The sequence below is a fragment of the Humisphaera borealis genome, from assembly GCF_015169395.1.
Classification (GTDB): domain Bacteria; phylum Planctomycetota; class Phycisphaerae; order Tepidisphaerales; family Tepidisphaeraceae; genus Humisphaera; species Humisphaera borealis.
Window position 1 is genome coordinate 3,396,876 of record NZ_CP063458.1, and the last position, 21,139, is coordinate 3,418,014.

General features: G+C 65.0%; 11 protein-coding genes. 3 read left to right on the forward strand and 8 right to left on the reverse strand.

The genetic code is table 11. The annotated features are described in order from the left end of the window. Positions 1-17: 17 nt before the first annotated feature. The 3 genes from IPV69_RS12690 to IPV69_RS12700 form a co-directional block, all read right to left on the reverse strand. Entirely contained in the window at positions 18-1,196 is a 1,179-nt protein-coding gene (locus IPV69_RS12690; RefSeq protein WP_206295483.1) for a hypothetical protein, read from the reverse strand. Between the two features lie 119 nt (positions 1,197-1,315). After that, positions 1,316-2,959 (reverse strand): trypsin-like peptidase domain-containing protein, encoded by a 1,644-nt coding sequence (locus IPV69_RS12695; protein ID WP_206295484.1) that lies wholly within the window; start codon positions 2,957-2,959, stop codon positions 1,316-1,318. Positions 2,960-3,116: 157 nt separating this feature from the next. Further along, complete coding sequence (locus IPV69_RS12700) at positions 3,117-3,605, reverse strand: SRPBCC family protein (protein WP_206295485.1); 489 nt, start codon at positions 3,603-3,605, stop codon at positions 3,117-3,119. Positions 3,606-3,703: 98 nt separating this feature from the next. Here IPV69_RS12700 and IPV69_RS12705 point away from each other — a divergent pair, with 98 nt between their 5' ends. After that, positions 3,704-4,915: a hypothetical protein gene (locus tag IPV69_RS12705; protein ID WP_206295486.1), complete on the forward strand. Its 1,212-nt coding sequence runs from the start codon at positions 3,704-3,706 to the stop codon at positions 4,913-4,915. Between the two features lie 65 nt (positions 4,916-4,980). Here the strand turns inward: IPV69_RS12705 and IPV69_RS12710 are convergent, their stop codons facing one another. Next, a complete protein-coding gene (locus IPV69_RS12710; protein ID WP_206295487.1) occupies positions 4,981-8,697 on the reverse strand; it encodes a DUF4159 domain-containing protein in 3,717 nt (1,238 codons plus the stop codon). A 161-nt stretch (positions 8,698-8,858) separates the two neighbouring features. Beyond that, positions 8,859-9,389, reverse strand: coding sequence for a hypothetical protein (locus IPV69_RS12715; protein ID WP_206295488.1), 531 nt, complete (start codon positions 9,387-9,389; stop codon positions 8,859-8,861). Positions 9,390-10,251: 862 nt separating this feature from the next. Here IPV69_RS12715 and IPV69_RS12720 point away from each other — a divergent pair. After that, entirely contained in the window at positions 10,252-11,904 is a 1,653-nt protein-coding gene (locus IPV69_RS12720; RefSeq protein ID WP_206295489.1) for an FHA domain-containing protein, read from the forward strand. Between the two features lie 112 nt (positions 11,905-12,016). Further along, a complete protein-coding gene (locus tag IPV69_RS12725; protein WP_206295490.1) occupies positions 12,017-15,856 on the forward strand; it encodes a serine/threonine-protein kinase in 3,840 nt (1,279 codons plus the stop codon). A gap of 235 nt (positions 15,857-16,091) precedes the next feature. Here the strand turns inward: IPV69_RS12725 and IPV69_RS12730 are convergent, their stop codons facing one another. Genes IPV69_RS12730 through IPV69_RS12740 form a run of 3 tightly spaced genes read right to left on the reverse strand, consistent with a single transcriptional unit; the run spans position 16,092 to position 21,124 of the window. Next, entirely contained in the window at positions 16,092-17,243 is a 1,152-nt protein-coding gene (locus IPV69_RS12730; protein ID WP_206295491.1) for a hypothetical protein, read from the reverse strand. 46 nt (positions 17,244-17,289) lie between these two features. Further along, a complete protein-coding gene (locus IPV69_RS12735; protein WP_206295492.1) occupies positions 17,290-18,306 on the reverse strand; it encodes a hypothetical protein in 1,017 nt (338 codons plus the stop codon). A gap of 40 nt (positions 18,307-18,346) precedes the next feature. Further along, positions 18,347-21,124 (reverse strand): helicase C-terminal domain-containing protein, encoded by a 2,778-nt coding sequence (locus tag IPV69_RS12740; RefSeq protein WP_206295493.1) that lies wholly within the window; start codon positions 21,122-21,124, stop codon positions 18,347-18,349. Positions 21,125-21,139 lie beyond the last annotated feature (15 nt).

The following is a 21,139-nucleotide window of genomic DNA, read 5'->3' on the forward strand; positions in this document are numbered from 1 at the left end:
CCGCACTCGAGGGATTGTCAGCAGACGGCAAGCACTTCGCGCAACCCCAGGAGAATCTCGCTCGCCGCCCAGGCCTCCTCGGGGCCGGCGGAGCTGACGAATTGCTCCCAGTGCGGCAGACCGATCTGGATGAACTGGGCAACCGCCGCCTTGTCGTCGAGCAGCGCCCCGAGCTTGGCGATCGCCATGGTCTCTGACGCCCGAATCCCCCGACGCGACACGCGCTCGCCGGTTCGCCCGTAGTAGTGCGAATAAACTTTGCCGTCGCTGGCGAGCTTGTTCTTCACGAAAGCCAAGACCTTCCGGGCGATCCCTGATTCTCCCTTTGCGATCGTGGCGGCGGTGGTGCAGGCGTTGTTCGTCTGCACGATGTCGTTCGGGGAAAACACCGACACATCGATCCCCCAGTACATCGTCTTGAGTTCCGGCTGCACCAGGTCGTACAGCAGCCCGCACGGCGTCGGTGTACGGCGCATCAGCTCGTAGCTCCTGGCGGCCAGGTCGGCGATCGGCTTGTGTGCCGCCGGATCAGATTCGCGAATGTCGTCGGCAACCGCATGCAGAAAGTCGGCGTCGTAATCGATGACGTAGGTGTTGTTGGCAAAGGATCGACTGCCGAAGCTGAAGTAATTACGGATCAGCCAGATGTCCTGGTCGATCGTGTAGTGCCTGCCGTAGCCGTCGAGGATCGTCAGCGCGAGCGACTTGTCCTGCGGCCGATTCAACACCTTGCCACTGGCCCAGAGCGCACGGGCCATGCGCAGGCCCTCGGTGGTGCCTGACGCATCGGGCTGCACCTTGATCGCCCGCCGCCAGAGCACAAATCCCGTAGTGAATGGGTCGTCCGCCTTGTCGATGATCACATGTTCGACGGCGAACTGGCGGAGCTTCAGGTAGGGTTCGAGGTCGCCGGCGCGGGCGAAGTGCTCCATGAGCTGGGCGAGTTCGACGGTGTAGACGAACGTATCGCTCGGCGACTTTCCCGGACGGGCCACCGTTTCGGCGCCGCCCATCGCCCAGACGCGGGCCTTGTCGTGCAGTCGATCGCGCAGGTCATTCAGGCGCGGTACGTAAGGAGCCAGGTCGGCCGCGTCAGCCTGCGGATGAGTTTGCGGGCTGAGGCTTGTAACGAACCCCGCCATGGCAGCGAGGGCACCCGCTTCCAGGCATTCCCGACGCGAGGGAACGCGGTCCATCAATCGCCTGAGGCGCGAACGTGGTTTTACAAGTTTACCCGGCTGCTGATCCATGCAGTGCCCTCGCACCGGCGGCGACTGTAATAAGCCGCCGGCGCGAGGGCAAACCGTTGCGTTTGCTACTTGGTTCCCAGGATGCAGACGGTGCTCGGCTTTGCTTTTGCGGCGATTTCTTCGGCGCTTAGCGTTTTGCCGTCGGTGGTTCCCGGTTTCAGCGTCACGCTGTTCTTCGCGAGGAACCGCCGAACCATGCCGGCGCTGATGCCCAGTCCGTAGCTGTCTTCCAGCCGCGATGCCACCGTTTTCATGCTGACGATCGCCATGACATTGCCGTAACGATCCAGGATGGGCCCGCCGGAATTACCGGGGTTCACCTTGGCATCGACCATGATGTCAGGGCCGTTGGCCTGCTTGGCCGCGGAACTGACGATGCCGCGGGTGATCTTCACGGCGGCCCCGAGGCGGTCGATCATAGGGAAGCCGATCACCGTGCATTCGGCGCCATCGCCGGGCGCATCGGTGGGGGCCAGTTGCATGACCGTGAGCGTTTGTTTGGCGTCTACCTTGATGCGGACCAGGGCCAGATCCTGCTGGTCGTCGATCACCACGACCTCGCCCGACCGCTGCAGGTCTGATCCGCCGGGCCCTGCGCCTTTCAGGATGACCATCAGCGTCTTGGCGCCTTCGACCACGTGACGGTTGGTCAGGATCAGCCCGTCGGCAGCCACGATGAAGCCCGTACCGCTCCACATCGCTTCGTGCTCGGCGCCGCCGCGACCGCCGCGGTTCTCCTTCATCAGCGGGACGATCAGGTACGAGTCGCCGGGGCCGGACAGGTTGTACTTGCCGGCGAGCAATCGAGCGGCGCCTTCGGCCTCCTTGATATCCGCGCGACGGCGCAGCACCTCGGGCGCACTCGAGATGGCGGTAATCAGGTTGTGAACGATCTCCCTGCGGTCCCCCTTCTGGAGGGCCTTGGTCATCAGCGGGATGCCGACGTCGTATCGGCGTTTGACGCAGTGCAACAGCCCCTGGTTGGCGAGCACTTCGGGCGCATCGGGGCGGATCGCCGAGGCTTTTGCGAACCACTCCGCTGCCTTCTTCTCGTCATGTTGGATCATGTAGATGTAGGCGAGCTGAAAGTTCGACTCGAAGCTGTTGGGATAGACCGCCGCCGCTTCCTCCAGCTTCTTGACCGCCTGGAGGGTCTGCTGCTGTTCGATGAGTTCGTCGGCTTCCTTCTGCAACGCCGTCGCCTTGGCGAGGATCGCCTTGCGCTCGTCGCCGCCGATCCACTTGCCCTTGATCTTTTCGGCGCTGCTGTCGGCAAGCGCCTTCCACTTGGCATGCTCTTCCCGCGCGGCGGGCAAGTCGGGGCTGTTCTCGGGGGCGTTGTCCAGGAATTGTTGCCACAGCGTGACGGCAGCCAGCGCGCTGTCGACGACCGTGCACCGGGACTTGGTCACGTTGAAGTTGACGGCGATCTTCGGAGCCGCGCCTGGGGAAGCCGGCGTCGTTCCGGCGGCAGGCGTTCCCGCCGCCGGCGCAGCGGCCCCCTTGTCGATCGAGACCACTTCTTCCTTGGTCAGTTTGTAGGTCTGTCCGTCACTACTGCGAACCCAGTAGCCACTGCCCTGGGGAATGACCGTCCCCTCAATGACTCGGCCGTCCTTCAATTTCACGCGATCAGCCGACACCGACGAGGCCAAAACCAGCGTCGCCGCCACACCGAGAAGTGTCCCGATTCGAAACTCGTTCAACATGTGCAAACCCCGACGAATTGCCCCGGCGCAGCAGCACTCCCCAAAAAGCGCGTGACTGGCGAAGGTTGGCAAAAGTCTACCAACTTCGTCATGGAATTGCGCCGGTTATTATCACAATGATAACGTCATGTAGTCAGACCGCGCAGGAGTGCCGAGCTCATCCGCGTCCGCCTTCCAGTTCCTTACGCGTGACAGCGTGCCGGTGGCGGAACATCGACTCGAGCTGCCGTCGAACAAACATCCAGTCGGCCACCTTCCCCAGCGGCCCGAGGGGCACCCGATAGGTGACGATATCAATCAGCCTGGAAGTTCCAGGGCCCGTCTCTTCCATCTGGTGCTCGTGCCGCCAGGCCGCGAACGGCCCCGAAAGCTGCACATCGACAAATCGCGCCTGCCGCGAGTCGTTCTGCCGTGAGGGCGGCTCGAACTCGATGATGCTGGCGACCCAGTTCAGACGCTTCCCGAGCGGGCCGCGCACATTCATCTTCACCTGTTGCCCGACACGCGCCGGCAGGTCGGCCGCGATAATGCGCACGTCGCTGCCGGGCGGCGACAGCAACGGAAGCGCCCGGCTCACGTCCTGATGAAACGCCCAGAGGTCATCCAGCGACGCGGCAAGTGTCAACTCGAACTTAAGGGTCGGCATGACCGCAATCGTACGCTCAAACCATGACGCTTTAGCAACTTTACAGATCGATGAACGTCTTTAGGGTTGACCGCCCGGTCGAATCGTTCGAGGTCACTATGACGACATCCGCCAGCGACACCGACCCGCGCGGAAACCGACGCCGCCGGCACCTCGTGCGCCAGATCATGGTGTTTTTGGCGCTGGGGCTGATCTTGAATATTGCCGTAGCGCTGATCCTTTCCATGGCGATCGATGCATTCGCGGCGCCGAGCACTTCGCTCACGACCTCGACCGGCGTCGATGAAAAATGGACGGTCAGCCGGTACGAATCGCCGGGTTCGACCGCGGTCATCTCGGAGCACGCCGCCGCCGTCAGTTGGAGCTACCGCCAGGCCTGCGGCGCGCCGGACACGCCTTTCGCCGGCGACCAGGTCACCGCCTGGGCACCGTCCAGCACGGACGCGGCGATCGAATGGCTCGAACTCGATTTCAAGACCGCTGTCACTCCCGCTTCGGTCAAAGTCGTCGAGACGTACAACCCCGGCGGGCTGTTCAAGGTCGAGGCGTACCGACCTGATGGAACATCCGTCGTCGCGTGGGAAGGAACCGACCCGACACCGCCCGGATCCGGCATGGGAACCAGCGAGGTGCCGCTGAAGATCGACTTCCCCACGCGAACCGTGCGCATCTGGATCGACTCACCAAAGGTCGCCGGCTGGAACGAGATCGACGCCGTCGGGCTGGTAGACCAATCGGGCAACGTCCAATGGGCGTCGGCAGCGCGTGCCAGCAGCTACTACGGGCAAAGCGGCTATCAGTCCGCTGCGATCCCGGCTTCCGGCAGCGGTTCCTACACAACGAGCGGCCCCAAGCCGGCCGATCTGCTTCCTTCATTCGGCGGGCTGGATGCCAGGAGCACTGCGGTTTCGGACGGCAGTGCCAATCTTGAACGCCGCATCGTCGTTGGTTACGGCTGGCCGATGCGATCGCTGTGGATGGTGTATCCCGACAGCGCCATCGTGCCGACTCCGACCTACCTCAACAGTTACTCGACCCCGACAGCGTCCTCTGTGCCGAAGCGATCGGTCCTGCCGCTCCTGCCGGCCTGGCCGGGTTTCGTCGTCAACACCCTGCTATATGCACTGATCCTGTGGGCGTTCTACGTCATCGCGGTCAGGCCCCGGCGGTTCATCGTAGAAGTCGGTCGCATTCGCCGCGGCGCATGCCTTCAGTGCGGGTATAACCTCGGCTACGACTTCGTCCGCGGATGCCCGGAGTGCGGCTGGCGACGCGACCACCGAACCAGCGGGCCTTCCCATCACGCCTAGGCCGACGGACATTCCGCAGAACGCACGGCACGCATAGTGGCAACGCCGAGAGAGTCGATCCATTCCTACTTCTGTGCCCGACCGTCCACCGTCCAGAAGATGGCATTCTTCACGACGTTTTGTGCATACCGGTTCTGAAATCCAAGGATGCCCCACACGTTGGTGCCGAGTAAGCCGCTGGTCAGGTCGAGACTCGTCACGATCACCGCACCCGGATTGGGCCCGGCTTTGTCCCCCGGTTTTGCGGAGGTGGCCGGCGTCAGAATCTGCAGGGTGCCAATCCCCCCGCCGAGCCGTTCCAGCGTGTACCCACGCACGATCGTCTTGCCGACGTCTTCCATCCCGGGCGCCCCGGCCGACATCAGCGGATGGCCGGGGTCCAGCAGCCTTGCGAATCGGTCGGGAAACGCCTTGACGAGCAGTGTCTCACGAACCTCTGTGTCGAACGCGTTCATCCCGCCGGTCGGGTCGATCAGTACCACGCCGCCGGCCTCTACGTAAGACCGCAGCGCGGCCGCGTCGGCGTCGGTGAAGCCCACCCGCGCCGTCCCCGTCAGGTGCGCCATCGGATGGCTGAAAACGGTGTCGGCCTTGAGATCTCCCAGCTTCACCGGCTGGATCTCCAGCCGCGTGCCTGTCGTCTGCTGGAACCAGTTGCCGTAGCGTTCCCAGGCGCCGGGCTCGGGATCCCAGTTTCCGCCGTATTGAATGCGGGCGATCCGGATAGTGTCGACCGGTGCCGCGGCCGGCCGTTCGATCCAGGCCGAGTCGAGGCGGTTGCGAAGGTCGCGTTTGCCGGCGGCGTAGACGAACAGGTTCATGCCGAAGTGGAATGACGACAGCATCCGCGTCTTGGTCTCGGAATCGGGCGCGACCACCGTCGCCGGCCGGGCCGGGTCGGGCCTCGCCTCGAACGCGCGATCCGCCCGCTGTTGCCACTTGAGCGTGATGTCGCTCGGCGAGTGCACCATCAGCAGCCGGCTGCCGTTCGAAACGCCCAGCAGCGCGGGCCGAGCCGTCAGCTTGTAGACGCTGCTCCAGATCGCATGGTTTTCCGGCACATCGGTCAGTTCATAGGGAAACAGCTTGGCCGCCAGCTCGCGGGCCCACTTGTCGAACGTGGGTGACCCCGCGTCGGCATGCGTAAAGATCATCCCGCCGGATCGCACGAAGCTCCGCAGCTTTGCCAGATGCTCGTCGGTCAGCTTCGGCGGCTCGTGGCTCGCGATGTAGAGGATCGGGCTGTCGGTCCAGTCGGTCCAGGGGTTTTCGACATTCACCACCTGCCAGTTGATCGGCCGCTCGAACTGCCTGCCGGCAAAGCGGGCCATGTTCGACGCATCGCGTGGCCGGTTCGACCAGTAGCCGTCGAACCGGAGCTTGTTCATGAGAATCGGGTGTCGTCCGCGCGAGAGGAACAGCACCGCGTAAGACGTATCAACGACGCCGTCGCCCCAGGAGCCGTTGGTTAACTGCTTCTTGACGATCTGCTCGGCCAGTTCGCGATACCAGTCGTGCGCTCCGAAGTGCTTGAAGCCGCTGGCCAGGCCGACGCGCTCGATCCCGTACAGGGAATAGCCCCACCAGTTCCCGTTGCGGACTTTCACCGAATTATCGCCGCGCTCGAACCATTCCAGACCTTTGCGCAGCGCCGGCGAGAAGGGCTCCCGTCCGACCGTGCCGCTGGTGGTCGGCGGTTCCAGGTATTCGTGGGCAACGAACAGTGATGCCAACCCGGCACAGGTCATCGTCAGCCGCCCGGTGCCGCTTCCACTTTCGACGTATCCCCACTGTCCGTCGGGGATCTGCGTGTTGGTCCAGTGGCGATCAACGGCCTTCCAGAAGGCCATCGGCACTTCGATGCGAGGGTCGGCTTCGATACCCGACCAGACTCCCAGCAACCCGTACTGGCTGTTGGAGTTGTCCCAGGAACCGTTGCGCGAGGGAAAGTTGCCCCGCTGGACCAAGTTCCGGAAGTCGCCGCTGTATCCGAAAGCGCCCCCGTCCGTGGTGCCCAGGAGCCAATCAACATCATTGGCCATGACTTTGAAGTCTTCCGGGCGGTTGAACAGCGCGAGGCACGTGGCGCGCAATCCGCGGGCGTAGGTCTGGTGAGCGCCTTCGATCGGCAGCGCGCGAAGGGCCTCGAGTCGCGCCCGCATCTCGGCTCCGCGATGGCTGATGCGCGGGTCGTCGATCGCCTGGCCGGCCTGCAGCAGCGCGTAGACCGCCAGTGCATCCAGCCCGGCGAAGTACGCCGCGTCGCCGCCGCGCTCCCGGCCGATGACGAGGTTCGTTTTTCCGTCGAACTGCTTGAGCAGGTAGTTCACACCCGACTGGATCGATTCCCCGATCTCCGCGTCGGTCAGCGGCGCATCGGCCGCACGCCTGACGGGTCGCGGGGCGGGTCGCGTGCGGGCCGGCGGCGACTCGCGTCCGACGCGCGGCTCCGTGACCGACGCCACCTGCGTGGACGGTGCCACCCGCGGGTTCGGATCCACTCCCGTCCCGACCGCCGGCGGACGAACCGTCGTGGTCGCCGTCGCTCCCGGATTCGCCTTGGTGCCGGGCTCGGTCACCACCGCCTGCGTGGCCGGCGGCGGCGGAGCGACCACCACGGCCGGCTCGGCCAGTCGGCTCAGCAGCAGTCCGTAGACGCGCTTGGCATCGTCGCGCGCCGACTGCACGATCTCCCGCAGACGCTCGTCGTGAACCTCGCGCCCTCCGATCAGATCGTCGATCTTCCGGTAGCGGTCGTGAGACTCCTTCAATGCCCCGCGGACGGCAAACGCCTCGGCCTCGGCTTTAAACTGCGCGACGGTCGGGTAGGCCTGCTTCTCCCACGAGTTGAACCAATTGACCTGCCCGGTCCACACCAGTGCGATCAGAACCACCGCCGCCGCCGACAGCATGCCCAGCAGCGCCCACCAGAACGGATGCCCGTGGCGGTGATGGCCTTCGACGAGCTTGAGCTGGCCCGCGCGATGCGCCGCCAGCACGGTGCGGATATCGTCGTCGGTCGGCATCCCTCCCGCCGGCATGACACCCCGCGGCTCTTCTCGAATTGCCGGCTGGATGTCCGTGTCGGCCAGTGGGTCATGCCGCTGGTTTGCCGCGACTGGGGCGACGGCAGTCGGCGTGACCTGCTGCACCGGTTGCGGCGGCGGGATCCACGGCGGCGCCATCGCCAGCCGCTGCTGCTCCAGATCGGGGTCCGGTGGCTCGATTCGTGTCGGTACCAGGCGTGGCGGAACCTGGCGAGGCGGAGCCGCTGGGACAGCGGCGGCGGGAACGGGTGGAGGTTTCGTCGCCGGGATTGCCGCGACCGCCGCCCAGGGCGGCACCTCCGAATCGTCGCCGGGCAACTCGGCTGATACGACAAAGTTCCCCTCGTGGCCCTGCGTCGGCTCGGGTACCGGTTCGAACGCCGGCTGGGGAGCGGCGGGCTCAGGCCGATCGATCGCCGCAAGGGGAACGTTGTCCGGGGACGGCGGCGTAGAAAGCGGTGCTTCGCGCTGGACCTGCACCTCAGGAGCCAGAGGCGTCAAAGCCCCTTGAGGCTCTGGAGCCCGCGCCGTGCCGTCCCCCGAAATCAGCAGAGCCTCCAGAACCGGAATCGCGGAAGGATCGTCCACCACCGGTCCGAGCAACGGCGGCGCGGGCATCTGCATGCGAGCGCCACAGGCCCGACAAAACACCTGCGCCCCAGGCTCCACGTTCTCGACCCTCAGGCCCTTGCCGCAGGCGGGGCATCGCACTTTGAACACGACCGCTGCGGCCATCAAGCGTCCTCAAAACAAAGGCCGTCGTCCGTATCTCGGAAGTTCACTCGGGAACGATGTCATTTCAACGAGTCTTTACGGAACTCACAACCGGTAAGTTCCGGCCGCCAGGCGATGGATTGAACGCGGCGCGGCCCGGGCGACCGTCCGGTCCGCCTACCTTACAGCCGCCCCGCCAGTTCGTGCCCGTCGATCTTGACCGTCTGGCCGTTCGCCTGCGCGTCCTTGAGGTCCTTCTCGCTGTAGACCAGCACTTCGTCGCTGGCAGGCTTGTTCGTGGTGTGATCGATCTTCTGTAATCCGACTTCCCCGTTCTGCTGGCTGACGGGAACGTAGTAGTCGTCTTTGCGCTGGCGAGCCGCCTGGCGGTCCTGCTCGGCGACGCGGGCGGCTTCCTGGCGGGCGCGGGCTTCCTCGGCCTCGCTGGCTTGGCGCTTGTACTTGGCGTCGGCGGCGAAGAAGGTTATCACGCCCGCCGCCACACCCACACCCGCGGCGATCCCCGCCGCCGTCCCCGTCTTCACACCGGCGGCCTTGAGTCCGATAAACGTCAGCGCACCCGCCCCCGCCCCGACGAGCCCGCCATCCGCGGCGGCATTGCCGGTGCACCCACTCATGAACATCGATCCACAGAGCAGCAGCGTCGTTCCGTAAACGCCGGCACGGCTTTTGGGGGTTGTGATTCGCTTCATGGCATTACCCAGCGAAAGATTAAACGGAGTACCAGGCTATCGGCAGCCCGTCTCAGATCCGTTTTGCAACGCAAAGCCAACGGGCCCGACATCGCCGAACCCGTTCCTGACGTCAAAATCAACGTTCAACGGGGTTGCCGTTGGGTTTGATTTGGGAAATTCGATGTTTCTGCGCCATACGTGTTCCGGACGCACAGTGCGGCCGAACCGCAACGAAAACGAAGAGAACGCGAAGGCGCGAAGCCGCGAAGAAAACGCGAAGAAGGATCGGCAGATATGTGCCGTGAGCTCTCACTTGGCCGACAATTGATTCGCCGACCTTCGCGGCTTCTTCGTGCCTTCGCGCCTTCGCGTTCTCTTCGTTTCGGGGGACGGCTCGGTCGCGCTGTGCGCCTCGGTGAAATCGATGGCCCAATCGCTTGGAGTGTTCCAGCGACCGGCGAGAGCCACCCTATTCACGACTCTCCTGTTCGTATTTTATTAGGACAACATTGCCGTGGAAGCTTTTCTTTTCGCGCTCACGGCCGTCTGCCCCCTTGGACACTGCCGATGTCGATAAGTTGGCCCGCCCGGATCAGGTCTGTTGTTGAAGGTGCCGTCCGACGCGACAAGTACGACTTGCGACAGCATCAGCCGGATGGGGCATCCGCCAGCCGCACCCTGGGGACGCCAAACTCACAAGTTGTTGTCCCCGAATAAGCTGTCACGTTGTAAGATAACCCCGCTGGCAAGACCGGCCGAACCGCCCCGTAGCGCTCCGTAGTTCTCTTGATCAGGACGCTTGTCCGCCGTGCCGGACCTTCCGGACAACGGGGGACAACAGATGGACGAACCTCTCATGGCAAGCGAATACCTCCCCACCATGGCTGGAACCACCGCGCCGGGCATTACCGCCCCGCCGACTTCCGGCAGCCAGACGCTCCGCGTGATCCATCTCACCGGCAGCAACGCCGGCACCACGCAGGAACTCGCGCCGGGGCAGGTCCAGGTCGGGCGGCATCCGGAGAGCCGGGTGCGGTTTGATCACACCGTCGATTTCCTGGTGTCCACCCGCCATGGGCAGTTCTCGTTCGAGCAGGGGCAGTGGTACATCATCGACACCAACTCGACCAATGGCACCTGGGTGAGCGGCGCCCGCGTGCAACGCCAGGCATTGACGCAGGGCATGCTCGTCGTGCTCGGTACGCCAGGCGCGGCCGGAAGCGCTTCGTTCAAGGTGGATCTCGACGGCACGGCGACAACTGGCATCCCCGACGGCGAAGGCGCGTTCGCCCAGGAGCCGCCGTCGTCATCCGAGATGGTCCGTTTCGTCTGCCAGAGTTGTGGCGCGATCGATACCGCCCCGGCGGTGGACATCGGTCAGAACGTGGATTGCGGCGTCTGCGGCAAAAAGACCAAGGTCGTGCCGATGTCGCCGACGCAGGGCAGCCAGCGATCGGCCGGTGCGCCGCCGGTCGCGTCGGGTCCGCCGCCTGTCATTCCGGGCAGCGCCGCACCAGGTTCGCAGCACCCCAAGGCGATCATTCCCGAGGACGCCGGCTTCTTCGGCGGCATCATCGGTAACGTCAAAGGCGCCATCCACCGGATGAAGGAGAAGAAGGAGCTCAACCGCGACATCGCCGCGATCGAGCAACAGATTCCGGCGATCGAGTCGGCCCTTCAGCAGGCGGCTACTTCGCTGGGCGCCGAGCTCTGGCAGTCGGCCGGGGCGGCGACGGCGGCGTCGCACGAAAAGATCAAGCCGTTCCGGGCGACCGACAAGCTGGCCGCGCTCGATGCCTCCGTCGAGCAGGTGAAGGAACGTCGCAAGGCCGCCGAGGAAGAGGCGTCGAAGCACGCCGCCGACCACCAGCACTGGCTGGAAGAGTGGCAGGCACGACATGCCACGCTGGAAGGCGACCTGGCGCTGGCGGTGCAGACGCTCGCCGACGCCCGCGCCGAGCAGGCCCGCGCCCGCCAGGCGGTCGCCGCCACCGCGAGCGAGCGGTCACCGGCAATGGCAGCGATCTCCGCCCGGCTGACCGAGCTCTCCACCGAAGCCGCCGGCGAACCGAAGGACGACTTCGCCAGCCGATACCAGTCGGCGATGGAGGAACTGGAAACGTCGTTGGTCACGCTCAAGGCGCCCCTGGCGGACTGGGCCGACAAGGTCGCCGCCCGCACCGCCGCTGCCGAAGCGCTCGACCGATCGACCCAGGCCCACGCCGAGGCGACGGCGAAGGTCGCCGCCTCGAACCAGGAGAAGTCGGCGAAAGAGGCGGCTCGCGCCGGGCAGGAGCGGGCCCATCAGCAGGCATTGCAGTCGCTGTCGGCGGAAGTCGATCGCATTCGCCAGCAAGCCCCTGCGTTGCACGCCGACCTCGGCCGGCAGTTTGTCGAACTTCAGCAGGCACCGGCGATCGACCCCCCGCCGGGTTCGCTCGCGGCGGCCAAGGCCGCCCTCGACCGACTGAAACAGGCCCAGGCGACGATCGCCGAGAAGAAAAAGCGGTTGACGGAGTTGGAGGCGGGATGAGAGAGGTGTCGGGGTGGACCTCGTCCCCAATTGCCCCAAACAGGGCTATGAACTTATGACTTTCTGTTCTCTCTAACCCCGGGACCCTTTTCGCGCGTTGTCGTCGTTGTCCATGGCCATCTCGCCGTTACAAGATCCTTACCTTCGCGACGTGCCGACGGTCGACGGGTACAAAGTACTCGAGCCCGCCGTCATCGTGGAGAAACTGCCGGAAGGCGGCATGGCCGCCGTCTATCGCGGCATGCACCTCGATCTCAAGGTCGAGGTGGCGGTCAAGGTGCTCAAGCGCACCGGCGAGAGCGCCTACAGCGCCCAGGCCGTCGCACGGTTTCGCCAGGAAGCCGAGCAGGCCGCACGGCTGAACGACCCCAACCTCGTCCGCATCTACGATTTTCCCGCCAATCGCCTGGGTCTGCTCTACCTGGTGATGGAGTACATCGACGGCGAAACGCTGGAGAGCCGCATCCATCGCAAAGGCCGGCTGCACCCGCACGAAGCCGCCACCATCGCGATGCTCGCGACCCGCGGCCTGCACAACGCCCATAGCGAAGGCGTCATCCATCGCGACATCAAGCCGCCGAACATCCTGCTGAGCAAGAAGGGGAAGGTGAAAGTCACCGACCTCGGCATCGCCAAGGCACAGGACTCGGCGGCAATGGGCATGACGCAGGAGATCACCCTCCTGGGCACGCCACAGTACATGTCGCCGGAACTGTGGCGCGGGGCACGGTTCGCGTCGGCGGCCAGCGATGTGTTTGCAATGGGCGCGACGCTGGCGTTCATGCTCACCGGGCGACACGTGCTCGACGGGCAGGACGCGCAGGAGATCATGCACCGCGTGCTTACCGAGGGGTTCCCGGACCTCGGCAAGATTGCCGCCGACACACCGCCGGCACTGGTCGAGATCACCCGACTGTGCACGCTGACGGACCCCCGGCAGCGCATTACCGTCGAAGCGCTGCTGGCCCAGTTGGGCACCGTTATCGCAGGCTACGGCGGTGAGTTTCCGCTGGCCGACCCCAAGGCAGGCGCGACGGTCCAGCCCCTGTCGCCCACCCGGTTCCCCAGTCGCGGCGACCTGGAAGTCATCCGCAAGAAGATCGATGAGATCGACGCGGCATTGTCCGAGCCCAAGCCCGTGCCGCGGACCATGCGGGTGACGGACGACCCGTCGACCGCCGCGGCGGCGATGCAGGCATTTCTCGGCGAGCAGCAGAAGCCCAAGGCGCCAGTCCCGCGCACGCCGCCGCCCCCGCCGGCGCCACGGCAGGTCATCCAGCCGCAGCAGCCGCCACAAACCAAAAAGCCCGAGCCCGCCTACGTGGCCCCGGCCAGCTATCCGCCGACGTCGCAGCATCCGCCGGCCCAGGTCTACTTCGGACCGGCCGGCAAGGGCCGAAAGCAGAAGAAAAAGAGTGGCGTAGGCGGCGCGCTGTTCGTGCTGCTGCTGCTGGCGCTGATCGCCGGCACCGGCGTTTTTGCGGTGCAGGAGGGTTGGCTGGCGCAGCTGCAGGCGTATCTGACGAAGAACGACCCGCCTGCCACTCAACCGACCACACAGTCCGCCACACAGCCGACGACCCGGACGGCGTTGTGGGACCCGGCGACGCGGCCCGTCAGCGCCGCCACGCAGGCGATCGCGAATGCGGCCACACAGTCGGTCGCAACGTCGCAACCCGCCGTCGCGACGACGCGCCCGACAATTCCGGCCACCCAACACTTGGTGGCGACTACCCGACCCGTCGCGACACAGCCGGTCGTCATCGGCCCGGCCACCCGGCCGGAAAACCCGCTCGGCAAAACGCCTGACCTTGTCGCCACCCGACCCGCGACGACGCGCCCGATCGAGGTCGCCACCACCAAGCCCGTCGGCCCGGTCGTGAATCCGCTCGAGAACAAGAACCCACCGGACAAGCCGGTCGTCGGCATGACGGCGTACGAGGTCTCGAAGAAGGCGATCGCCGATGACGTCCGCCAGGGCAATTGGAACTCGGCACTCACCCGCCTGGCCGAGCTGCGCCGGCTCGCCGTGCTCGAAAGCAAAACCGCCGACTTCGCGACCTCCGCCGACAGCGTGCTGACGGCGTTCCGTGCCGACCAGTCGATCCTGAGCCTCCGCCGCAAGAACTACCCCACGCTCGAAACGCTGATGCAGCCGGCGTTCGCCGAGGGGTCCAGCGTCGCGGCGCTGTTGATGGCGGAGTTCTGGCTCGACTACGAAGGTGCCGGGGCGACCAAGCGGCTGCGCGCCCTCGACGACACCAACGGTTTCGCCCAGGTCGTTCGCTTTCTCGAACAGGTCAAGCCCGCCAGCCCGCAGGCGGCCGAGGCGAAGAAATACCTGCACGATGCGCGCCTGCGACAGGTCGATCATCTGGCCGACAAGAAGAACTGGGCGGGCCTGGTCGCCTGGCTGTCGGAGATCCCGGTCGACGAACTGACCAAGATGCGCGACGCCGGCCAGAGCGCACCTTACGCTCAGGCGATGCAGACCGTCGGCGACCAGTTGCAGCGCCTCTGGACCGAAAACAAGGACCTGGCCGAACGACAGCAGATCGTCCGCGACCCGCGACCGCTCGCCCCGTTCGCCAATGCCGGCAGCGTTCCGGCGGCCATCCTGCTGGCCGAATCGCTGCTGCGCTACCAGGGCGAAGGCCCTGCCCGGCGGATGGTCAGCACCGACGCCGAAGGCAGCTTCGCCCGCATTATCGAGCTCTGCGTCAAGGCACAGGCCAGCACCGACCCGGCGATTTCCGCCGCCGCGGGCGCTTATCTCTTCGACGCTTATGCCGCCTCAGTCGCCGATGCGGGTTTGAAGAAGAACTGGGCCACCGCCGTGGACAGCCTGGCCCGGGGCATCGTGCCGCTGACCGGCGATCAGCGGACGGCGTGGATGAAGCTTGCGGAAAAGACGCTGATGGATTTCCGCGCCGACGCCGCCGACCTGGACAAACGCCGGGAGACCTACCCGGACCTGACGAACCAGCTCGAGCCCTTGGCTCTGGGCAAGGTGCATGCGGCGATGCTGGTGCAGTCGGAGCGGTACATGAGCTTCGACAAGGCGACACCACCGCGGGTATCGCCGGTGGCCGGCGATCCGGAGTTCCGGCTGACGCTGGACCTGCTGTCGAAGGTGATCGAAGCCCCCGCCACGCCGGCCGATGTGCGGGCCGCCGCACTGGACCGCCAGTGGGACGTCTACGCCTACTACGCCCGCAAGTCGCTCGATGAGAAGCGCGCCGATCGCACGCTCGACAAGCTGAAGCTGGTCGCCAAGTGCGATGCGACCGAAACGCGTATCAGCGATTACGCCGCGCTGGTGGATGAAATCTGGCCGCCGAACGAACCGAAGGTGGCACCGCAGCGGGTCACGCTCGCCGAAGACCTGATGCAGATCAAGGAGAACGAACGCGGAACAAGGTCGGTCGGCGAGAAGCGGCCGGCGATCCTCGGCGGCATTCGCGCGCTGATGATGAAGACGCGCGACTCGGTCGATGCCAGGAGCCGGGCCCGCGCCAACGGCCTGCTCGGCGAAGTCACGCTCGCCACGCCGGGTGCCAAGGCCTCGGAGGCGTTCGCGTTCTTCAAGGACGGCTGCCGCGTCGAACGCCAGGGCGAACTGGCCGACCCGATCGCGCTGATGGGCCTGGCGCTGTTCTGGTCGCTGAACGATCAGGAACTGGCGCACGCCAACTACGCCGACCCGCTCTTCGAAGAGTTGCGACAGGTTCAGGCGCTCCAGCGGACGCTCAAGACGCTGGCCCTGTACCGCGAGGCGGCCCGATCCACCGACAAGTACGCCAACTTCCTAGCCGGGCAGTACACCTGGCTGGCGTTGAAGCGTTCGCCGACCAACACGCAGCTGACCGAGACCTACCTCAAAGCCGCGATCGACCGCGGCCACGTGCGGGCCCGGGCGTATCTCAACGTGGTGCGTTCGGGCGGGGAATGAAGGTCTTGGGTGTCCGTCCTGCCTGCCACCTGACGTTCCGCTTCAACACGAAGGTCGCGAAGGCGCGAAGGACACGAAGAAGATGCAATTTACGAGCTGCTGTCGGCGGCTGTTCCAAGTAGCAGATGTTTCTTTGTGACCTTCCCGGCTTCGTGCCCTTCGTGTTGAAGTAGACTTCCGGAACGATTCGATTCGCGCACTGATCGGCCGCTCGAATCGCGGTCATCCGCTGTTGCTACTTCACCCCGGTCGGCCGGGTCGGCGGCTTCTCGATCGCATCGTCCTTCCCCTTGCTCGCCAGCGGACCGACGTCCTTCACGACCACGTCATCCCACAGAATCGTGCCCGGCGACAGGTACGCATACAGGTCGACACGCAGTGACTCGACCGCGAACGCAGGGTGATGCGGATTGATGTCCGCGACGGCAGTCCGCCATTGGCCATCGGTCGGGCCTGCGGGCGGCACTTGCGTGCGGAAACACTCGCGCTCGGCCTTGCCACCCTTGAGGTCTTCACCGGTGGTGTACCCCTTCACGAACACGTGGGCGGTCGGGCCGTCGCTCTTGTAGCGGAAGCTGATGCGGTACCGCCGGCCGGGCTTGATCGCGATCGGGCTGGACAGGCAGGCCAGGCCGGTGCTCTCGGCGGCGTTGCGCGAAAGGACCATCGCCAGAACGGGGTTCGGCTTTTCGTCCTTGCCTGGGGCAAGGGTATGGATGTTCGCCCGGTCGGCCGCCGGCAGCGCCTTGGCGGGCTCAACGCGATCCTTCCGAGCCTCAAGGATGGCGTGCCACTCCCCGCCGCCGGAGAAGTCGCCGTTGGCGATCAGGTTGGGGTTCGTGGTCCAGAGCGCTTTGGACGTTTCGTCGTCGATGACTTCGTTCTCGTTCGGCCGCCGGATCGGGCCGACGCCGGCAACGGTCTGGACAATCTCTTCGACGGCAAACCGCAGGTCGGTGGGGTCGGCAAGCTTCTTGACCACGTCAGTCGGTTGAGCGCCCGCCTGGCGGAGGTCGAGGACTTTCAGCCGGATCGTCGCACCGGCCACGCTCGTGGGCGTTCCGCCGACCAGCTCTCCCCAGATCAGGACGGCCGGCTTTTCGTGATCGATCAATCTGCGCAGGTCTTCGGGCCTGGCGGCAAGGGTGACGGCGGCACCATCGGCGACGGCCTCGGCCATCGTGACGCCATCGATGGATTCATACGTGCCGTCGGTCGCGAACTTACTGCGGATGGAAAAGCCGACTTTCTCGCGCACGTCGGCGGCGGCGTCGCCGGCGAGTGGAAAGACCGCGATACGCGGTTTGGCCGGCTCGGCAGTGGCAACGACCGTCGGCACGGACGACAACAGGAGAATCGCGAGGAGGACAACCGTCGATCGCACCACGCAGTGCTCCCGTTTCGCAGTTCTCCCGAGCTGAGGCCTCAACCGCTTACGCCGACCCGCCGATCATCCGGACCTGTTCGATCGTCATGTCGCGTGCGGCGACCGCGGCGGCTTTGACGTTCGCCGGCAGATCGGTCCGTGCGGCCAGTTCGGCCAGCACCAGGCTGGCGTCGCGCTGGTCGCCGTACTTCACGCCCTGCATGTACCGCATGCGGCCGAGCTTCAGGATCGCTTCGACCTGCCACATCGGCTCCTTGCTGTTGAGCGCGACATCAAAGATGTCGCCCGGCAACGCCATCAGCTTTCCCTCTTCCGGAATCCCCGTGATGACCTGGATGGCGGTCAGGTAGCGCTCCAGGCTGATCTGCTGCGAGAACAGGTCGAGCTGGTCTTTCTTGGCCGCGTCGTAGTTGCCCCGCTTGGAAAGCTGCTTGGCCGCGTTACCCATCAGGTCGACGCCGATGCGGTACTCCTCAAAGAAAACCCGCTCGTCCGACAGGAACCGGCCGAGGTGGAAGATCGCCTCGAACAGCTTCTGCGCCTTGGCGGGGTTCTCCGGCTTGCTGTTGGGCTTGCTGCTGTCGGGGGTCGCCCACATGCCGGCGACGCTGAGTGCCACCAGTGCCGTCTGTTGCAGTTCCGGCAGGATCGGCTTGCGGTTGGCGTAGTTGATGACCTCGGTTGGCTTGCTGGCAAACAGGTCCATCTTCGCGCACTCGCCGGCCTCGATGAGCATGTCCATCTCGGCCTCGACGGTCTTGATCATCGCGCGCTTCTTGGTGCCCTGGGCGCGGACGAAGTCGCCGTCTTTCAGGTCGTACACCCGGCTCTTACCCTTCACGGCGGCGGCGAGCATTCGGTAGACTTCGCCGGCATTGGCATCCTTGGTCCCCTTCGGAATGAGCGTATCCGGCGACGGCTGCACCGCCGCCGACACCATCGCCGCCTTCAGGCTGCCGGTCGGCTTGGATCGCCCCTCGGGCTTGCCCTTCCAGACGATCAGCCCCGCCGTCAGCGCGATGATGACGACCGACGCGATCCAACCTTGCATGTTTCCGAACATGTTGACCTGCTCCGCGATGCGACGTTCGATGTCTGATGAATTACTTAACCGTTACCGTTTTACACCCCGGGAGGGCATCTAGAAAGAGCTTTCCGTAGCGCTTGGTCTTCACCCGGCTGTCGAGGATGACGACGATCCCCGTATCGGTCTTAGACCGAATCAGCCTTCCGAACCCCTGTTTCAGCTTGATGACCGCCTCGGGAACCGAGTATTCCATGAACGGATTGCCGCCGGCCCGCTTGATCGCATCGAGCCGGGCCTCGATCACCGGCTCGTCCGGCACGGCGAACGGCAGCTTGGTGATAATCACGTTCCGCAGCTTATCCCCCTGCACGTCGATCCCCTGCCAGAAGCTGGACGTCCCGAACAGCACGGCGTTATCGATCGACCGGAACCGCTCCAGCAGCACCTTTCGCGGCGCACCCTGTCCGTGAACCAGCAATGGCAGGCCCAGCGAATCAAAATGCGGCTTCAGCCGGGCCGCGGCCTCGGCGAGCATGCGGTAGCTGGTGAACAGCACGAACGCCCCGCCATAGGTCTTACGGACGTAATGCAGAATCCGGTCGCACGCGGCGGGCAGGAACCGGTGGTTGTCGTTGGGATCGGGGAGATTTTCTTCCAGGTAGAGCGTCGCCTGCGAGGCGTAGTCGAACGGCGACCCGACCTGAAGGGTGCGCTCGTTGATCAGGCCAAGCCGAGCGCGGACGTAAGCGAAGGGGTCAGGGCCGGATGAGGGACTGCGCGGCCGGATCGCCCCGTCAGTGACACGGGCTTCCAGCCCGTGCGAGGTGCGCGATGCGACGGATTGTTCTGATACGGCGGCCTTTTTCTCTATCCCACGCCACTCCCAATCGGTCCATCCAGCCTTCTCAGGATTCTCCCACGTGTACTTGATCGCGTGATCAAGATCCGCTTGATCGCGTATCAGGTGATCGTAAGACTCGGCCATCCAAAGCGTACCAGACTTCAGAAGGCTCTTGTTAATCGCATTAGCGGTATAGCTCTTCCACGAGTGCAGGATCGACTCGAGGCTGTGCGTACCAAGGGGCTGAACGACGACGTGGACATGATTGGGCATGACGCACCAGGCGATGAGCCTGTAACGCTGTCCGTCAAAGTGTTTAAGTGCCTCAGCGACGACCGCCGCCGCTGATTCATCTGCGAGTACGCATTCGCCATGACCTTGGTCCAGAAACGCCTCGACTCGTTCCGAAAACAGGACCCGCAAGCGATCTCGCTCTGTTTCAGTCAAGGGGCGGTGCTGCTGCCTGGCGTTGACGAGGATGTCTTCACGTTCTGCGATCCAGCCTTCCAAAACATGTTTAGGAAGAGAATCGGCGAGACGAAAGTTCACTGCATAGGTGGCAGCGTCTTTGTTCCAATGCGGGAGATAGGCACCCTGGCGTATGCGAAGTCCTTCGACGCGGGAAGCACCTTGCACGGGCTGGAAGCCCGTGTCACTGACTGGACCGTTCGGCATTACGCCTCGGGGAGTGATCGCGATTTCCCCGTTCCCCGTGCTCAGCGTCGCACTCGTCAGCACCACGCTCTTGAGCTTCTCGAACAGGTGCATCCGCAGCCCCTCGGCGACGTTCACAGGGGCGGCATTCAACGTGACGCGGCGTTGGCCCGTCATCGCGCGACCGCGGACCTGCGCTCCGGTCGCCGGCTGCTCCATCCAGTAAACCGCCCCTTCCATGCTCTGGTTGACCAGCGCATCCACCGTCGATGCCAGCGTCGCCACCTTCTCCGACTGGCTGGTCAGCTCGCTCAGCTCTTCTTCGTTTTTGATCTCCGCCAGCATCGCCTTGAGGTGCATCGCCAGGTCGTTCAACTTCGGCGACAGGTCGTTATCGACAAAGCCCGGCGTATTGATCCGCCCGTTGGCTCTGCCTTGGGTTTTCTGCCAATCCACGCAGCGGTCGAAAAAGTCGTCGACGAGGTGGGCCAGATCGACCACGTCCTGGATCGCCGGGTTCGCCGATGAGCCGTGGGTGCTCAGCATGCCCTTGCCCTTGCGCGGGTCGTAGAGCGTGCGGAGCTGGTGGTTGATCGTCGATTCCGACACCTTCAACCCGAAGTGACTGCCGGCGACGTCTTCCAGCGTGTGGGCCTCGTCGAAGATGACCGCGTCGTACTTCGGCAGGTACTGCACGCCGGCGGCGCGGAGGGCGAGATCGGAGAAGAACAGGGCGTGGTTGACGACCAGGATCGTCCCGCCCTGCATCCGCCGTTTGGCCGCCTGCCAGTGGCAGCCTTCGTAGAAGCGGCACTTCTTGCCGAGGCAGTTGCCCTGTTCGGCGCACACCTTGTCCCACACGCCGGGGTAGGGCAACGCCGGCAGATCGGCGAGCGAGCCATCGGTGGTGGTGGCGGCCCATTGTTCGATCTGCCAGAGGCTTTCGACCTGCCGTTCTTCGTCGAACATGACCGCCTGCCGCTGCCGCGTCTGGTCGAGCCGCCGGCGGCACAGGTAGTTGCTCCGCCCCTTCACGAGGACGGCGGTGAACTCTTCGGGATAGACCGCGCGGATGAGCGGGATGTCCTTGTCGATCAACTGCTCCTGCAGCGAGATCGTGTGGGTCGAGATGACGACTTTCTTCTTGTGACGCGTCGCAAAATCGATCGCCGGCAGGAGGTAGGCGAACGACTTGCCCACGCCAGTGCCCGCCTCGGCGACCAGGTGATGCCCCGTCTCCAGCGCATCGGCGACGGCGGCGGCCATCTCGAGCTGCTGCGGGCGGTGCTCGTAGCTCTTGCCGAGCCGGCGGGCGATCGCGCCCTGGGGGCCAAGGATGTCGTGGAGGGTGGTGGGCATGCGGGTATCTAGGCC